General features: G+C 43.0%; 16 protein-coding genes, 1 rRNA gene, 1 pseudogene and 1 other annotated feature. All 18 genes and pseudogenes read right to left on the reverse strand.

Annotated features, from left to right (window positions below; genetic code table 11):
• Positions 1-8: 8 nt before the first annotated feature.
• The 18 genes and pseudogenes from rpmG to rrf all read right to left on the reverse strand — a co-directional run bounded on the left by rpmG (position 9) and on the right by rrf (position 16432).
• On the reverse strand, positions 9-158 hold the full coding sequence (gene rpmG / locus WA325_RS19235; protein ID WP_336184089.1) for a 50S ribosomal protein L33: 150 nt from the start codon (positions 156-158) through the stop codon (positions 9-11).
• A gap of 92 nt (positions 159-250) precedes the next feature.
• Positions 251-907, reverse strand: coding sequence for an RNA polymerase sporulation sigma factor SigH (gene sigH, locus WA325_RS19240; protein ID WP_003225758.1), 657 nt, complete (start codon positions 905-907; stop codon positions 251-253).
• A 62-nt stretch (positions 908-969) separates the two neighbouring features.
• Positions 970-1482 (reverse strand): ribosome-dependent mRNA decay endonuclease Rae1/YacP, encoded by a 513-nt coding sequence (gene rae1 / locus WA325_RS19245; protein WP_105955684.1) that lies wholly within the window; start codon positions 1480-1482, stop codon positions 970-972.
• A gap of 6 nt (positions 1483-1488) precedes the next feature.
• Entirely contained in the window at positions 1489-2238 is a 750-nt protein-coding gene (rlmB, locus tag WA325_RS19250; protein WP_059336713.1) for a 23S rRNA (guanosine(2251)-2'-O)-methyltransferase RlmB, read from the reverse strand.
• Positions 2222-2654, reverse strand: a pseudogene (locus tag WA325_RS19255) (mini-ribonuclease 3). Before WA325_RS19255 ends, rlmB begins: the two are co-directional and overlap by 17 nt.
• 3 nt (positions 2655-2657) lie before the next feature.
• Positions 2658-4058, reverse strand: a complete 1401-nt coding sequence (cysS, locus tag WA325_RS19260; RefSeq protein ID WP_059352661.1) for a cysteine--tRNA ligase — start codon at positions 4056-4058, stop codon at positions 2658-2660.
• Complete coding sequence (gene cysE / locus WA325_RS19265; protein WP_248339799.1) at positions 4055-4708, reverse strand: serine O-acetyltransferase; 654 nt, start codon at positions 4706-4708, stop codon at positions 4055-4057. The genes cysS and cysE overlap by 4 nt, the downstream gene beginning before the upstream one ends.
• Before the next feature lie 80 nt (positions 4709-4788).
• Positions 4789-5019, reverse strand: a binding site (T-box leader).
• A gap of 2 nt (positions 5020-5021) precedes the next feature.
• Positions 5022-6473 carry a glutamate--tRNA ligase gene (gene gltX, locus WA325_RS19270; RefSeq protein WP_044153440.1) on the reverse strand — a complete coding sequence of 484 codons (1452 nt, stop codon included), beginning with the start codon at positions 6471-6473 and terminating at the stop codon, positions 5022-5024.
• Positions 6474-6561: 88 nt separating this feature from the next.
• Positions 6562-7038 carry a 2-C-methyl-D-erythritol 2,4-cyclodiphosphate synthase gene (gene ispF, locus WA325_RS19275; protein WP_105955687.1) on the reverse strand — a complete coding sequence of 159 codons (477 nt, stop codon included), beginning with the start codon at positions 7036-7038 and terminating at the stop codon, positions 6562-6564.
• A complete protein-coding gene (gene ispD / locus WA325_RS19280) occupies positions 7031-7729 on the reverse strand; it encodes a 2-C-methyl-D-erythritol 4-phosphate cytidylyltransferase (RefSeq protein ID WP_202853131.1) in 699 nt (232 codons plus the stop codon). The genes ispF and ispD overlap by 8 nt, the downstream gene beginning before the upstream one ends.
• A 14-nt stretch (positions 7730-7743) precedes the next feature.
• Positions 7744-8844 carry a PIN/TRAM domain-containing protein gene (locus WA325_RS19285; RefSeq protein WP_059291688.1) on the reverse strand — a complete coding sequence of 367 codons (1101 nt, stop codon included), beginning with the start codon at positions 8842-8844 and terminating at the stop codon, positions 7744-7746.
• A gap of 118 nt (positions 8845-8962) precedes the next feature.
• Complete coding sequence (disA, locus tag WA325_RS19290; RefSeq protein ID WP_003242042.1) at positions 8963-10045, reverse strand: DNA integrity scanning diadenylate cyclase DisA; 1083 nt, start codon at positions 10043-10045, stop codon at positions 8963-8965.
• A gap of 3 nt (positions 10046-10048) precedes the next feature.
• Positions 10049-11425 carry a DNA repair protein RadA gene (radA, locus tag WA325_RS19295; RefSeq protein ID WP_044153447.1) on the reverse strand — a complete coding sequence of 459 codons (1377 nt, stop codon included), beginning with the start codon at positions 11423-11425 and terminating at the stop codon, positions 10049-10051.
• A gap of 91 nt (positions 11426-11516) precedes the next feature.
• On the reverse strand, positions 11517-13949 hold the full coding sequence (gene clpC / locus WA325_RS19300) for an ATP-dependent protease ATP-binding subunit ClpC (protein ID WP_336184090.1): 2433 nt from the start codon (positions 13947-13949) through the stop codon (positions 11517-11519).
• Complete coding sequence (locus WA325_RS19305) at positions 13946-15037, reverse strand: protein arginine kinase (protein WP_059291687.1); 1092 nt, start codon at positions 15035-15037, stop codon at positions 13946-13948. Before WA325_RS19305 ends, clpC begins: the two co-directional genes overlap by 4 nt.
• Positions 15037-15594 (reverse strand): protein-arginine kinase activator protein McsA, encoded by a 558-nt coding sequence (mcsA, locus tag WA325_RS19310; protein WP_103672506.1) that lies wholly within the window; start codon positions 15592-15594, stop codon positions 15037-15039. The genes WA325_RS19305 and mcsA overlap by 1 nt, the downstream gene beginning before the upstream one ends.
• Positions 15595-15607: 13 nt before the next feature.
• Positions 15608-16072, reverse strand: a complete 465-nt coding sequence (gene ctsR / locus WA325_RS19315) for a transcriptional regulator CtsR (protein WP_010332747.1) — start codon at positions 16070-16072, stop codon at positions 15608-15610.
• Between the two features lie 244 nt (positions 16073-16316).
• Positions 16317-16432 (reverse strand): 5S ribosomal RNA (gene rrf / locus WA325_RS19320).
• Positions 16433-16492: the final 60 nt, after the last annotated feature.

Below are 16492 nucleotides of genomic sequence, written 5' to 3' on the forward strand. Positions count from 1 at the left end.
CGCAAACACTATTTTGTTTCAAGATGAGCTGTATGTGAATTGCAAGTACTGCAGTATTTCTTTACTTCTAATCGCTCAGCCGCTGATGCAGAGCTCTTCTTTGTCGTATAGTTACGGTTTCCGCATGTTTTGCATGCTAACGTAATCTTTTTTCTCATGTCATTACACCTTTTTCTAAATAGACATTAGTTCTTATCTTAAGTAACATATCATAGTCAGAAAAATACTGTCAATATACCATAAATCCCTATTACAAACTGATCTCGCGAATTTCCAGGTACTTCTCCAGCTTGCGTTTGACTCGCTGAAGGGCGTTATCGATCGATTTCACATGGCGGTTCAGCTCATCTGAAATCTCTTGGTAGCTTCTTCCGTCTAGATATAATACAAGTACTTTTCTCTCTAAATCACTTAAAAGTTCTCCCATTTTCATTTCAATATCATCAAATTCTTCCTGATTGATAATCATTTCTTCTGGGTTTAACGTTTTCGCTCCCGAAATGACATCAAGCAGCGTTCGGTCTGATTCTTCATCAAAAATCGGTTTATCTAATGAGACGTAGGAATTCAAAGGAATGTGTTTCTGGCGAGTAGCTGTCTTTATTGCGGTAATAATTTGGCGGGTAATACATAATTCTGCGAAAGCTTTGAAAGAGGTAAGCTTGTCCTCTTTGAAGTCACGAATAGACTTATAGAGGCCTATCATTCCTTCCTGAACAATATCTTCTCTGTCCGCACCTATTAAAAAATAGGATCTTGCTTTTGCACGAACAAAGTTTCGGTACTTCGTAATCAAGTAATCTAACGCATCACTGTCCCCAACATGAACCTTTTCAATGACCTGCTCGTCCTCCAACTGGCAAAACTGCTCTTTGTTGAATTTTCCCTTGTTGTTCTGTAGATTCACTCCGATCCCCCCGGCGCACGTAGATAGAAATATTATACATTACTGGACAAAAAAGCGTCAACTTAATCTAAGTCGCCCCTCCGCCATTTTTCAAACGTTTTCAAAACCTCTTCCGATAAAGCAATTTTACCCGCTGGCTTTTCGGAAGTGATCTTTCTTACCCGCCTTTCGATTCGCCTTTCTATCGCTTCTACCTCTCTCAAGAGCTCCCGGGCCGATTTTCGCAATGCCCCCTGTCCGAAAATCGCCCACTGCTCAGTGTAGTCAGAGGTCGCAACATGAATTTGAGTCGCAATGTTATTCAGATCCTGTGCCAGCTTTTCTATCCGCTCATCCGCAGTCTCATTTTCTTTTGTGAAAATCACTTCAACTCTGTGGTTAGTGTGTTTTTTCTCAATTCCCTTCACAAGATGCGCGTCAAATACGACAATAACCCTGTTTCCTGTATACGATTGATATTCCGCCATTTTCTGAATCAGTACGTCTCTCGCCTCTTCAAAACTGTTCGCTTTTAAATCCTTCAGCTGCGGCCATGCCCCAATCATGTTGTATCCGTCTACTAACAGGATATCCATTGATCATTATTCTCCCAGAGGGTTTCGCTTCCGGTAGACTTCATACATCAAAAGCCCCGCCGCTACAGATGCATTGAGTGAAGTAACTTTACCTGCCATCGGGAGTTTAATAAGAAAATCACATTTTTCTTTAATCAGGCGTCCCATTCCTTTTCCTTCACTTCCGATGACGAGAGCCAAAGGCATGCTGCCGTCCATTGTGCGGTAATCCTCCCGCGCGGATGCATCCGTTCCGACAACCCAGATTCCCCGCTCTTTCATTTCCTCTAGCGTTCGCGCCAAATTGGTGACCTTTGCGACTGGAATATGCTCAATTGCGCCTGTTGAAGCCTTTGCTACAGTAGTTGTCAGACCGACAGCTCTGCGTTTTGGAATCACAATACCATGGGCGCCGACTGCATCAGCTGTTCTCATAATTGAACCGAGATTATGAGGGTCCTCAAGCTCGTCCAGAATGAGAAAGAAAGGCTGTTCATTTCTTTCCTCTGCCGCTTTATATAAGTCGTCCAGTTCCGCGTACTCATACGCTGCGACCTGCGCCACTACACCTTGGTGCTGCCCTGTCACCATTTGGTCGAGTTTTTTTCTAGGGACGTATTGAATGGTGATGCCCTGCTTTTTCGCAAGCTCAATCACCTGCTGTGCTTGTCCCTTTACGGTGTTTTCCGCCATCCACAGCTTATACAGCTTGCGATCTGATTTTAACGTCTCGATCACTGCATTTTTTCCTATGACGTAATCATGTTGCTGACTCATTTGTTTTCCTCCCTGACCGTTCCGAATTGTATAGCTTCAGCAACAAGCTGATTCAGTCTTTCTTCTTTTTTCTCAAGAAAAAGATAGCCCAGCAGTGCTTCAAATGCTGTACTATAGCGGTACGTCTGCACATCTGTATTTTTAGGAATCGTTCCCGACTTGGCATTTCTGCCTCTTTTCAGCACCGCTTCCTCTTCTTCCGTGAAAAATGATTGATTCCGCAGAAAGAAAAGGATCTCAGCCTGTGACTTTGCCGATACGATCCGGCTTGATTTCTTGTGAAGATCATTTGGTTTGGTAAATCCCTGCTTAAGCAGGTGATGCCTCACATAAACTTCAAAAATGGCATCACCTATATAAGCAAGCGCAAGGCCGTTAAGCTGCTTTGAATCTTTTATCGTTTCAAAATCAAGCATCCGTTATTCTCCCCGTTTCCAGCGAGTGCCTTGAGCCGTATCTTCAAGAATGATATTCATGCTTTTCAGCTGGTCGCGGATCTGATCAGACAGAGCAAAATCACGATTGCGGCGCGCTTCATTTCTTTTTTCAATCAAATCTTCAATCTCTTGATCCAGAAGCTCCTGCTCACCCAGTGAGAAACCGAGGACAGAAACAATTCGGTCAAACATGTCAATAAACGCTGTAATAACGTGATCTGCCGTATGATCTTCCTGAAGATAATAGTTCGCATTCTTCGCCAAATCGAATAAAACAGAAATGGCATTCGCTGTATTAAAATCATCATCCATTGCTTCTTCAAATGCTGTTCGATGTTCTTCAATCTTTGCAAGCCATTTATCATCATCTTCTGTTAAATTCGTGCTGCTGTTTAAACGGTGCTGAAGGTTGCTGTACGCTGTTTTCAACCGGTTAAACGCGCTCTTTGTGTTCTCCAGAAGCTCTTCTGAATAGTTAATTGGGTGACGATAGTGAACAGACAGCATAAAGAATCTGAGCAGCTGCGGATCATGCTGTTTAATAATGTCATGCACAAGCACAAAGTTGCCGAGTGACTTTGACATTTTTTCATTATCTATATTGATATAGCCGTTATGAAGCCAGTATTTCGCAAATGTTTTGCCAGTCAGCGCTTCTGATTGAGCAATTTCATTTTCATGGTGAGGGAATGTTAAATCCTGGCCGCCTGCATGGATATCAATTTGATCACCTAAGTACTTTTTCACCATCGCAGAGCATTCAATGTGCCAGCCCGGACGTCCTTTCCCCCAAGGGCTATCCCAAGAGATTTCTCCTTCTTTAGCCGCTTTCCACAGAGCGAAATCAAGAGCATCTTCTTTTTTCTCGCCAACTCGGATGCGCGCGCCAGATCTCAATTCATCAATCGATTGCTGCGAGAGTTTTCCGTATCCCTCAAATGCTCTTGTTTTGAAATAAACATCCCCTTCAGATTCATAAGCATAGCCCTTTTTCACCAGCTGATCTATGAAATCAATAATCGCGTCCATGTTTTCCATGACGCGCGGATGAAGGTCCGCTTTTCTGCAGCCAAGAGCGCCCACATCTTCAAAGTATGCCTTAATAAAACGCTCAGAAATGGTCGGAACATCTTCACCAAGTTCATTTGCTGCTTTAATTAATTTATCATCTACATCTGTGAAGTTAGAGACATATTGGACATCGTAGCCTTTATACTCCAAATAGTTTCGAACCGTGTCATAAACGATGGCCGGACGGGCATTTCCAATATGAATATAATTGTAAACCGTCGGTCCGCACACGTACATTTTCACTTTTCCCTCTTCAAGAGGAACAAACGTTTCCTTCTGTCTAGTCAATGTATTATAAAGAGTGATTGTCATTTTTGATTAATCCTTTCTTTTCTGTCTTCAAGTTCCGTCTTCAGCTCTAAAATCTGCTGTTCCAAAGACTTAAACCGGTCAGCAACCGGATCGGGTAAATCCTGATGGTTTAAATCCCGTTTGATTTTCTTGCCGTTTTGCACGACAACCCTTCCCGGGATGCCGACAACTGTAGAGTAGTCCGGAACATCGTGCAGCACAACTGAACCAGCCCCTATTTTAGAGCCTTCACCGACAGTTATTGAACCGAGCACTTTAGCACCTGTCGCTATCAATGCGTCATCTTTAATTGTCGGATGCCTTTTGCCCCTTTCTTTCCCCGTTCCTCCAAGGGTAACCCCCTGAAAAACGGTTACGTTATTGCCGATTTCACATGTCTCCCCAATGACAACCCCCATCCCATGGTCTATGAAAAATCTTCTTCCGATCGTAGCCCCTGGGTGGATTTCAATTCCTGTAAAAAATCGGCTCACCTGAGATATAAGGCGTGCAAGGAAATAAAATTTTCGTTTATATAAAGCATGTGCAATCCGATGCGCCCATATAGCATGTAAACCGGAATAAGTTAAAATCACTTCAAAATAACTTCGTGCTGCAGGATCTTGATCGAACACCGTACCAATGTCTTCTTTGAGCATTTTAAAAAACACATGCTTCCCCCCATTCTACCCGCTATCATCTATCTATTTCCTCTAGACCCAATAAAAAAAGCGCCTCTGCATGTAAACATGACAGAGACGCTTTGACCGCGCGGTTCCACTCTGTTTGAAAAGCAGACTCCTGCTCTCCCAACTTCAGCCTGTAACGGCGGCGGCCGCCTTTGAATACTGATTTCAAAAAACGTTCTTCAAAGGTCTTAAGGGCGCACTTCTAAAACCCGACTCCTGGATCTCTCTCAGCCAATGAAGATCCTTTCTGTATTGGTCTAAAGCTTTATACTCTTCCCTGTCAACAATCATCTATTTAGATATTTTTCAACCGCTGAATTGCAGATTCTTTTCCGATCAGTTCAATTGATTGCGGAAGCTCAGGACCGTGAGTTTGGCCTGTTACAGCAACACGGATCGGCATAAACAGTTTTTTCCCTTTATGACCTGTTTCTTTCTGCACTGCTTTGATAGAAGCTTTGATCTGGTCCGGAGTGAACTCCTCCAGCTCTTCAAGCTTCGCAGCGAATGTGCTGAGCACTTCAGGCACCTGTTCTTCTTCTAAAACAGCTTTTGCTTCTTGATTATACTCGATCTCATCCGTAAAGAACAAATCAGTCAGCTCAACAATTTCCGCACCGTAGCTCAATTGCTCATGATATAGAGAAATCAGTTTGCGAACCCATTCTTGTTCTTCAGGAGAAAGCTCATTGCCAACTTTGCCGGCTTTTTGAAGATGCGGAAGCGTAAGCTCAACAACCTGATCAAGATCCAATTTTTTCACATATTGGTTGTTGACCCATTTCAGCTTATGCATATCAAACAGAGCTGGTGATTTAGATAAACGATTTACATCAAAAATTTCAATAAACTCTTCTTTTGTGAAAAGCTCTTCTTCTCCCACCGGCGACCAGCCCAGCAGGCCGATAAAGTTGAACAGCGCCTCCGGCAAGTAGCCAAGCTCTTTATATTGCTCAATGAATTGAATAATTGATTCATCACGTTTACTGAGCTTTTTACGGCTTTCATTTACAATCAGCGTCATGTGGCCGAACTGAGGAATATCCCAGCCGAACGCTTGAAAGATCATGATCTGTTTTGGTGTATTCGAAATATGGTCCTCACCGCGCAGCACGTGCGTCATTTTCATTAGATAGTCATCCACAGCTACTGCAAAGTTATAAGTCGGCGTTCCGTCTTTTTTCACAATAACAAAGTCGCCGATGCCATCAGATTCGAAAGAAATTTCACCTTTTACAATATCATTAAACGCAATGATTTTTCCTTCAGGGACACGGAAACGAATACTCGGCTTTCTGCCCTCTGCAAGGAATTTTTCCTGTTCTTCCTGAGTCAGATCTCTGTGCTTTCCGGAATAACGCGGCATCTCTCCGCGGGCAATCTGCTCTTCACGTTCTTTTTCAAGTTCTTCTTCTGTACAGAAACATTTATAAGCAAGCCCTTTTTCAAGCAGCTCTTCATAGTAAACCTTATAGATATCGTTACGCTCTGACTGACGGTATGGGCCGTACTCTCCGCCGACATCCACACTCTCATCCCAGTCGATGCCAAGCCATTTTAAATAGTTGAGCTGGCTTTGTTCTCCGCCCTCAATGTTGCGTTTTTTATCAGTGTCCTCAACACGGATAATAAACTTGCCGCCTTGGTTGCGGGCAAATAAATAATTAAAAAGCGCCGTTCTGGCATTTCCAATATGCAAATGTCCTGTTGGACTCGGTGCATAACGGACGCGTACTTCGTTTCCCATTTCATATACTTCCTTTCATCTCATGTATGGCCTCAGGCTAAATGTATGCATCTATTCTACCACCAAATAGACCGGGCATCAAAACAAGTTAGCCTTTTTGTATCAGCACTGTGGCTTGAGCGGCTATTCCTTCCGCTCTTCCTGTAAATCCAAGCTTTTCGGTCGTGGTCGCTTTAACATTCACTTGGGAAACCTCTGCCTCAAGCCCTTCAGCGATTCTTTTTCTCATGTCTTCTATGTACGGCGCCATCTTCGGCTTCTGTGCAATGATCGTACAGTCAATATTTCCAAGTACATACCCTTTCTGTTTCACAAGCCCCCAGACATGCTGAAGTAATTTAAACGAATCAGCATCCTTGAACTCCGGATCTGTATCAGGGAAATGCTTGCCGATGTCGCCCTCCCCGACAGCTCCGAGACATGCGTCAGCAACGGTGTGCAATAATACATCCGCGTCAGAATGTCCGAGCAATCCTTTTTCATACGGGATTTCAACTCCGCCGATAATGAGAGGCCGGCCCTCTACTAATTGGTGCACATCAAAACCTTGTCCGATTCTAAACATGATTATTCCCACTTTCTGCTTCCATGATAGCTTCAGCTGACGTTAAATCATCAGGAGTCGTCAGCTTAATATTTGTATAGTTACCTTCTACAACACGAACCGAACGGCCCTCCAGCTGTTCGACGAGACTCGCGTCATCCGTTCCTAAAAACCCTCTGCGCTCTGCCTCAGCGTGAGCCTTCATCAATAAAGAAAGACGAAAAGCTTGTGGCGTTTGGACAGCCCACAAGCTTGAACGTTCAATCGTCTCACTGACTTCTAAATCTTGAACGCGTTTAATCGTATCTTTTACCGGAACAGCCAGGATGGCCGCTCCGGTCTGCTCCGCTTCAGCAATCAGTTCGTCAATCTGGTCATGCTTTATAAAAGGACGAGCGCCGTCGTGAACGAGGACAATCTTTTCTTGTTTAACGGCTTTGAGCCCCTTATAAACACTGTGCTGGCGTTCATCTCCGCCTGCTACAAGCTCGATAGCGGTTTGAAACGGATATTGGTTCAGCAATTGCTGAAAGTCGTCCCGTTCGCGCTCGTTAATCACCAAAATGATTCTGCCGCACGGACGATGGCTGTCAAACACCCGTAAAGTGTGAATGATAACCGGTTCTCCTTTCAGCTCAATAAACAGTTTATTTCTCCCTGCCTTCATCCGTTTCCCCTGTCCGGCCGCAAGAATTACCACATCATAATTCATTGTTCTTTCTCCCTTTACAGCGCCTTCTCCAACAGCTTAGGCTTGGCAAAAATCATTCGTCCCGCTGCTGTCTGCAGCACGCTTGTGACGAGAACATCAATGTGTTTTCCGATATAATTCCGTCCTTCTTCAACGACAATCATAGTGCCGTCATCCAAGTAAGCGACTCCCTGATTATGCTCTTTGCCGTCTTTAATGACCTGAACATTCATTTCCTCACCCGGAAGCACAACAGGCTTGACCGCGTTGGCAAGATCATTAATGTTTAACACTGCTACCTTCTGAAGCTCGCACACTTTATTTAAATTAAAATCATTCGTCACAACGACTCCGGATGTCAGTTTAGCGAGTTTGACCAGCTTGCTGTCAACCTCCTGGATATCTTCAAAGTCACCTTCATAAATTTCAACTTTAATATCTAATTCTTTTTGAATGCGGTTCAGGATATCAAGACCGCGGCGCCCTCTGTTGCGTTTTAACACATCTGAGGAGTCAGCGATATGCTGCAATTCCTCAAGGACAAACTGCGGAATCACGATAATCCCCTCTAAAAAACCAGTCTGGCAAATATCTGCAATTCTCCCATCAATAATAACACTTGTGTCCAGGATTTTCAGCTTTTTGTCTTGGACCTCGTGCTCTTCGTCAGCTGTTCCTTTTTTCTTTTGCATTCTGGCGGAAATGGAGAATAGGCTGATCAATTCATCCTTTTTCTTAAAGCCCACCTGAAAGCCAAGATAACCGAGAAAGAAAGCTAAAAACACAGGGATGATTGTGCTGAGTATGCGGTAAGGTATATTGTCTAAAGGAATAACGTTTACGATAAGATAAGCAATTATAAGTCCAAATACTAAGCCAAGACTTCCAAATAACAAATCTGGAACCGGCGCTTTTAATAATGAATCCTCTATCCACTTAACCCAGTTCACAACGTAATCTGTACCCCATATACTGATGAGAAAAAAGATAATTGCACCTATTGCCGCAGACGTATATGCGTTTGTTATTAAAGGTATGTCCTGTAAACTTAACAGTACAAACAATTCAGGTATTAAAAATATACCAACAACGCCGCCGAAGATAATGAAGAACGCCTGAACTATTCGTTTTAACATACCCCCACCTCCTTTAAAGAAAATTATTGTATTTCACAAGTTTTACGCCACCTACGAATATCAGAATAAACAAAAACCAACAATAATATACCCGTAAAGATATGGTTTTAACCGAAAATCATAGCTGTCTGTCTAAATAATGCTTCTCTTGAAGGCGTTTTAAGCCCTTTTTGATTTTTTGGGCTCGTACTTCACCGATACCCTCTACTTCATCTAATTCTTCTGCGCTGGCCTCAATAATTCTCGGCAGAACGCCAAATGCCTCCACCACATTCTCCACAATCGGCATCGGAAGGCGCGGAATCTTATTTAGCAGCCTGTATCCTCGAGGCAGAACATAGTCATCAAGATTTGTAGAAGCCGGATAACCAAGCAGCTTATAAACAATGGAATCATCAAGCAAATCGTAGCTGGACATATCCTGGAGCTCTTTTAAAAGGACAAATGGATCTTTAATCTTTTCTTTCACATAATCCTTAATAAATAAAGCAGCCTCTTCTTCCATATCCGTAATCAGTTCGATGACCTGCAGCTTAATCAAATGACCTTCTGTTCCCAGTTCCCTGATATACATGTTGATTTCATTTTTGATTCGCAGCACCATTTCATAACGGTGCATCACAGACAGAACATCGCTGAATGTAACGAGTTCCTCAAACTCTAATGCGTTTAGTGCATTAATCGTTTTATCCAGAATTGTTTTATATTTTTCTAGAGTTTGAATAGCTTGGTTCGCTTTTGTTAAAATAAATCCTATGTCTTTTAGTGTATACTTCATACTTTCCTGATATAACGTTATGACATTTCTTCTCTCAGAAATTGCGATAACGAGACAGCCGGTTTGCTTAGCTACTCTTTCGGCGGTGCGGTGCCTCATTCCTGTTTCTGACGAAGAAATTGTGGCTTCAGGCATCAATTGTGTATTGGCATATAGGATCTTTTGACCAGAATCACTTAAAATAATCGCACCATCCATTTTAGCCAGTTCATATAAATGCGCCGGAGAAAAAGCAGTGTTAATGTGGAAACCGCCATCCACCACTTCTTTTACTTTATCATTATATCCAACAACAATCAGACCGCCTGTATTTGCTCTCAGTACATTTTCTATCCCCGCTCTGAGCGGTGTTCCAGGAGCAACAAATTGCAAAATAGAAGACAGGTCTAACTCATGTTTCGCCCCTTTTTTCTCTTTTTCCATCTATTATCCTCCTAATGAAGTACGAAGTGCCTCTGCAACATTTGCTACTCCGATGACCTCAATCCCTTTTGGTTTCGTCCATCCATCCAGATTTGCCGCAGGTATGATCATGCGTTTAAAACCAAGCTTTGCCGCTTCTTTTACACGCTGTTCAATTCTTGATACCCGGCGGACTTCTCCGGTTAATCCCACTTCTCCTATAAAGCAATCTGCAGGATTTGGAGGTGTGTCTCTAAAGCTTGATGCGATACTGACCGCTATAGCAAGATCAATCGCAGGTTCATCAAGTTTGACGCCGCCCGCTACCTTCAAATATGCATCCTGATTTTGCAGCAGCAGACCTACTCTTTTTTCTAACACAGCCATTAACAGTGACACCCTGTTATGATCTATCCCTGTTGCCATGCGCCGCGGATTGCCAAAGCTTGTTGGCGAGATGAGCGCCTGAATTTCAACAAGAATCGGCCTTGTGCCTTCCATAGAAGCCGTTATGCTCGACCCCGCAGATCCCGCCGAACGCTCTTCTAAGAAGATTTCCGAAGGATTCAGTACCTCAGTGAGCCCTTCTTCCCGCATTTCAAAAATACCCATTTCGTTTGTAGAACCAAAGCGGTTTTTTACAGCCCGTAAGATTCGGAAAGTATGGTGACGCTCTCCTTCAAAGTATAAAACAGTGTCAACCATATGTTCCAGCAGTCTCGGCCCCGCGATGGACCCTTCTTTCGTTACGTGACCTACAATAAATATCGGGATACCTTTTGTCTTTGCAATTTTCATCAGCTCGGCTGTACACTCTCTTACCTGTGACACACTGCCGGGAGCCGATGTAATATCGCTTTGGTAGACCGTTTGAATAGAGTCAACAACCACAAACGCTGGATTCATCTCTTCTATAGCAGACGAAATATACTCCATATCGGTTTCGGATAAAACATGCAGTGAGGGATTATTTATGCCCAGACGGTCTGCTCTTAATTTCGTTTGTTTTACCGATTCTTCTCCTGAAATGTACAGAACATGACGTGTTGAACCAGATAACTGAGCGGATACTTGCAGTAATAAGGTCGATTTTCCGATGCCGGGGTCCCCGCCAATTAAAACAAGTGAGCCCTTCACCACACCGCCGCCGAGCACTCTGTTAAACTCGCCGAGCTGTGTTTTAACCCGGGGTTCTTCTGATGTTTCGATTGATGTTATGGGGGAAGGTTTCTGTACGGTTTGAACAGAATGAGAAAAAGCCGCTCTCCGATTGGCCGGTGCTTTTTTAATCATTTCTTCCACCATTGTATTCCAAGCACCGCAGCCCGGACATTTCCCCATCCATTTTGGAGACTCGTAGCCGCAGGATTGGCAGATGAATTTGGATTTTGTTTTAGCCATAAATAATGTAAGACCTCTCCCTTGTTCTATTTCTTGATACGAAATTGAGGCATACACTTACATGCTGTATGCCTCATTTTCGTCTTCTATATTAATTCGTTTTAGCAGTCGTTTTTACGACAAATTCGCCATCTTCTACATCAAGAACGATATGGTGTCCTTTATGAATGTTACCTCTGAGCAACTCTTCAGATAAACGATCCTCCACATGTTTTTGAATGGCTCTTCTGAGCGGGCGGGCACCATATTCAAGGTCTACGCCCTCTTCCACGACTTTTGCTTTCGCAGCTTCCGTCAATTCAATAGAAAGATCCTGTTCTTTAAGACGTTTCGTTAATTGATCAGACATCAATGACACGATTTCAGCCAGATGTTTTTTCTCGAGTGAATGGAAGACGATAATTTCATCAATACGGTTGATGAATTCCGGTCTGAACGCACGTTTCAGCTCACCCATCACTTTATCCTTCATGTCTTTATGATTTTGCGTCTCATCCTGAACGTTGAAGCCGACATATTTGTTGCGTTTCAGCTCACTTGCTCCGACGTTTGACGTCATGATCAGAATCGTGTTGCGGAAATCAACTGTACGGCCTTTAGAATCAGTCAATCGTCCGTCTTCAAGAACTTGAAGGAGGATATTGAAGACGTCAGGGTGCGCTTTCTCAATTTCATCAAGAAGCACAACAGAGTATGGTTTTCTTCTTACCTTCTCTGTTAATTGGCCGCCCTCATCGTATCCCACATACCCTGGAGGTGAACCTACAAGTCTAGAAGTCGAGTGTTTTTCCATGTATTCAGACATATCAATTCTGATCATGGCTTCTTCATCACCGAAGATAGACTCAGCAAGTGCCCGTGCAAGCTCCGTTTTACCTACACCTGTAGGGCCTAAGAAAATGAATGAGCCGATTGGGCGTTTAGGGTCTTTTAGCCCTGCTCTTGCACGTCTGACCGCTTTAGCAACGGCTACAACAGCTTCATCTTGGCCGATGACACGGGAATGAAGAATGCTCTCCATATTAAGAAGCTTATCAGTTTCAGTTTGAGCGATTTTTGATACAGGCACCCCAGTCCAGCTGGATACAACCATCGCAATATCATCCACAGAAACCTCTGAGTTTTCCTGTCCCTGCTTCTCTTTCCATGATTTTTTCGTATCTTCCACTTGTTCACGCAAACGCTGTTCCGTATCACGCAAGGAAGCCGCTTTTTCAAATTCTTGGCTTTGCACCGCAGCATCCTTCTCTTTACGAACTTCATCAAGTTTCTGTTCAAGCTCTTTTAAATTAGGAGGCGTTGTAAAGGAACGCAATCTGACCTTTGAACCCGCTTCATCGATCAAGTCAATAGCTTTATCCGGAAGGAAACGGTCAGAGATATATCTGTCAGAAAGCTTAACCGCAGCCTCAATGGCTTCGTCAGTGATAGAAACGCGGTGGTGGGCTTCATATCGGTCACGCAAGCCTTTTAGGATTTGAATGCTTTCGTCTACAGACGGCTGATCAACCTGGATTGGCTGAAAACGGCGTTCCAGAGCTGCATCTTTTTCAATATATTTACGGTACTCATCAAGAGTTGTCGCACCGATGCACTGAAGTTCTCCGCGAGCAAGTGAAGGTTTCAAAATGTTGGATGCATCAATGGCACCTTCTGCTCCGCCCGCTCCGATTAGTGTATGGAGCTCATCAATGAATAGAATGATGTTTCCGGCCTGACGGATTTCATCCATAACTTTCTTCAAACGATCCTCAAATTCACCGCGATATTTTGTACCGGCAACCACTGTTCCCATGTCTAATGTCATAACGCGTTTATCCCGTAAAATTTCGGGAACTTCATTATTGATAATTTGCTGTGCAAGACCTTCTGCGATAGCCGTTTTCCCTACGCCCGGTTCCCCAATCAGAACAGGATTGTTTTTCGTTCTGCGGCTCAGCACTTCAATGACACGCTGAATTTCTTTGCTTCTGCCGATAACCGGATCAAGGCTGTCTTCCTTCGCAATCGCTGTTAAATCTCTTGCCAGGCTATCTAGTGTAGGCGTATTCGCATTGCTGTTTGTTCCAGCCGCTGATGAACCTGTTTCATTACTTCCAAGAAGCTGAAGCACTTGCTGTCTTGCTTTATTTAAGCTGACTCCGAGATTGTTAAGCACTCTCGCAGCCACACCTTCACCTTCGCGAATAAGTCCAAGAAGAATATGCTCTGTTCCCACATAAGAATGGCCGAGTTTTCTGGCCTCATCCATTGATAGCTCAATGACTTTTTTAGCTCTCGGAGTATAATGAATCGTTTGAGACATTTCCTGTCCGCGCCCAATTAAGCTCTCAACTTCTTTTTGGATTTTATCTGAACCAAGTCCAAGCGCTTGAAGTGCTTTAGCAGCGATGCCCTCTCCTTCTCGCACCAGTCCTAATAAAATATGCTCAGTGCCGATATTATTATGACCTAAACGAAGTGCTTCTTCCTGTGCAAGTGCCAGTACCTTTTGAGCTCGTTCTGTAAATCTTCCAAACATCATATCGATTCATCCTCCTGTCTATTCCCATTCATTTCTAAGTGAAGCCGTTCTCTGATAAGAGCCGCTCTTCGTATATCTCTTTCGTTCGGACGCAAAGCGCCTCCCGAGTACTGCTGTAAAAATCCCGGCTGTGTTAAAATCATCAGTTCATTAAGTATATTGCTTGAAAGTCCTTTTATAATGCCTAGGTCTATACCCAACCGAACATCTGAAAGACACTTTGCAGTTTCTTTCGATTCTATCATTCGGCAATTGGACAAGACTCCATAGGATCGATACACACGATCCTCAAGCTCAATCTTAGAGGTTTGGTAAAGCGCTTCTCGGGCAGATCGTTCCTGTTCAATCAGTTGGGCAGCTACGCTGTTAAGGTCATCGACAATATCCTGCTCCGACTTTCCAAGCGTGATTTGATTTGAAATTTGAAAGATATTTCCTACTGCTTCGCTGCCTTCCCCATAAATTCCTCTAACAACTAAGCCTAATTGATTAATAGCCGGTATAATTCGATTTATTTGCCTAGTTAAAACCAGTGCCGGAAGATGCATCATGACTGAAGCCCTTAAGCCCGTACCTACATTTGTAGGACAGCTGGTTAAGTAACCTCTTTGCTCACTAAATGCATAATCAACCTTTTCCTCAATCCAGTCATCAACTTGGTTTGCAGCTTTCATTGCTTGCGGAAGCTGAAATCCTGGGAAAAGACACTGAATTCTTATGTGGTCCTCCTCATTCAACATGACGCTTACTTCCTCATTTTCAGAAAGCAAACAGCCGCCAAAAGGAGACTCTGTCAAATTAGGGCTGATGAGATGCTTTTCAACAAGCACCCGTTTTTCTAAAGGCTGTGCGTCGTTCATTCTGATCAAAAGAAATTTGCCGACACCGGGAATTTCTTGTTCTGAAAACTGTTCTTCAAACTGTTGTAAGATGGATGAGGCTTCTTCATTGGAATATCGCGTAGGGAACCGAATATTTTCAAAGTTCCTAGCTAAACGTATGCGGCTGCTGAGTACAATGTCACTTTCAGGGCCTTTCTGCTTCATCCAACTGCTTAATGCGTCCTGAATAAAATGCTTTAGCGACATTACCCCTGTTCCTCCTCACTATCTGTACTTTTGAGTGACTGTTCTAATGAACGAATTTGATCTCTCACATGGGCTGCATTTTCAAATTCTTCTTGTTGTATTAAAGCTTCTAATTCTTTTTTCAGCATATCGATCTGTCGTCTGACATGCAGGTTGCCGCCTATACGTTTCGGTATTTTCCCGCCATGCACAGTGTTTCCGCTGTGAACTTTGCGTAAGATCGGTGTAATGTTGCTATGAAATGTTTTATAACATTCGGCACAGCCAAATCGGCCGGTTTTTCTAAATTGCTGAAATGTCATTCCGCACTTCGGACAAGCAGATATTTGCTCGGAATGGCTGAACATTTGTGTTCCAGCATTCTGAAATGAAGAATCCATGTTCAGTAAACCTGATAGTAAATTATGAATAGAGAAACCATGACTTGCACTTATACCATATGAATCGCTATGTTCTTTTGCACATTGTTCGCAGATGTGAACCTCTTTTTTCTCTCCGTTAACAACCTTTGTAAAGTGAAAAGTGGCTGGTCTCTCATTGCACTCTTGACAAATCAATCTTTTCACCCGCTTATTTTAATTTTAAAGCGGTCAGCATAGCTTTCATCATTCTCGCTCTTAATTCATCACGTTCAGGCAAATCAATGTACAGTACTGAGCGATCCATCACGCTGACCATCATTTTTGCTTCTCTTTCAGAGATCACCTTGTCTTCTAATAGCCTTAAAATAATGTCATCAGAGGCTGCTTGAGACAAATGGGTATTAATTTGAGAAATAATATTATTGATTAGGACAACTTCATTATTCATTTTAATTTTAATGATTCTGATATAACCGCCGCCCCCGCGTTTGCTCTCAACAATATATCCTCTCTCGCTTGTAAATCTGGTGTTGATGACATAATTTATTTGGGAAGGAACACATTGAAATTTATCTGCAATTTCACTCCGTTTAATCTCTAAAATTTCCTTGCCATTTTGATCTAACACTTGTTTCAAGTACTGTTCAATGATGTCAGAAATATTATGTCCCACTCAACCCCCTCCTTTATTGACTTTGACTATATTTGACTTTAATCTTACTATAAGGTGTTTTTCGAGAATTTTCAACTTTCTCGCTCTATCTTAAGTATTTCCATTTTCTAAATCCATAAAACCTGATTATTCACTTAAAATTTCTCTGTGAAGTTATTATATTATATAACTAAATGAAATTTTATGATACTAATAAGCAGAACGCAAAAAAGGGCAGCTCATATGAGCTGCCCTTTTGTTAATTGCTTGGCGGCGTCCTACTCTCACAGGGGGAAACCCCCGACTACCATCGACGCTGAAGAGCTTAACTTCCGTGTTCGGCATGGGAACGGGTGTGACCTCTTCGCTATCGCCACCAAACAATTGAGAGTGTTCTCTCAAAACTAGATAACAGATGTGACATCATTAGACATTAGGTTA

Source organism: Bacillus sp. 205(2023) (assembly GCF_037027485.1).
In the GTDB taxonomy this organism is placed as follows: Bacteria; Bacillota; Bacilli; order Bacillales; family Bacillaceae; genus Bacillus; species Bacillus halotolerans.

Excerpts from the sequence above, each read along its gene's own strand:
- gltX (WP_044153440.1), bottom strand. The coding sequence starts at position 6,473 with ATGGGAAACGAAGTACGCGTCCGTTATGCACCGAGTCCAACAGGACAT.
- WA325_RS19305 (WP_059291687.1), bottom strand. The coding sequence starts at position 15,037 with ATGTCGCTAAAGCATTTTATTCAGGACGCATTAAGCAGTTGGATGAAG.
- ispF (WP_105955687.1), bottom strand. The coding sequence starts at position 7,038 with ATGTTTAGAATCGGACAAGGTTTTGATGTGCACCAATTAGTAGAGGGC.
- clpC (WP_336184090.1), bottom strand. The coding sequence starts at position 13,949 with ATGATGTTTGGAAGATTTACAGAACGAGCTCAAAAGGTACTGGCACTT.
- rae1 (WP_105955684.1), bottom strand. The coding sequence starts at position 1,482 with ATGGATATCCTGTTAGTAGACGGATACAACATGATTGGGGCATGGCCG.
- cysS (WP_059352661.1), bottom strand. The coding sequence starts at position 4,058 with ATGACAATCACTCTTTATAATACATTGACTAGACAGAAGGAAACGTTT.
- rpmG (WP_336184089.1), bottom strand. The coding sequence starts at position 158 with ATGAGAAAAAAGATTACGTTAGCATGCAAAACATGCGGAAACCGTAAC.
- rlmB (WP_059336713.1), bottom strand. The coding sequence starts at position 2,238 with ATGAGTCAGCAACATGATTACGTCATAGGAAAAAATGCAGTGATCGAG.
- WA325_RS19285 (WP_059291688.1), bottom strand. The coding sequence starts at position 8,844 with ATGTTAAAACGAATAGTTCAGGCGTTCTTCATTATCTTCGGCGGCGTT.
- disA (WP_003242042.1), bottom strand. The coding sequence starts at position 10,045 with ATGGAAAAAGAGAAAAAAGGGGCGAAACATGAGTTAGACCTGTCTTCT.
- ispD (WP_202853131.1), bottom strand. The coding sequence starts at position 7,729 with ATGAATTATGATGTGGTAATTCTTGCGGCCGGACAGGGGAAACGGATG.
- radA (WP_044153447.1), bottom strand. The coding sequence starts at position 11,425 with ATGGCTAAAACAAAATCCAAATTCATCTGCCAATCCTGCGGCTACGAG.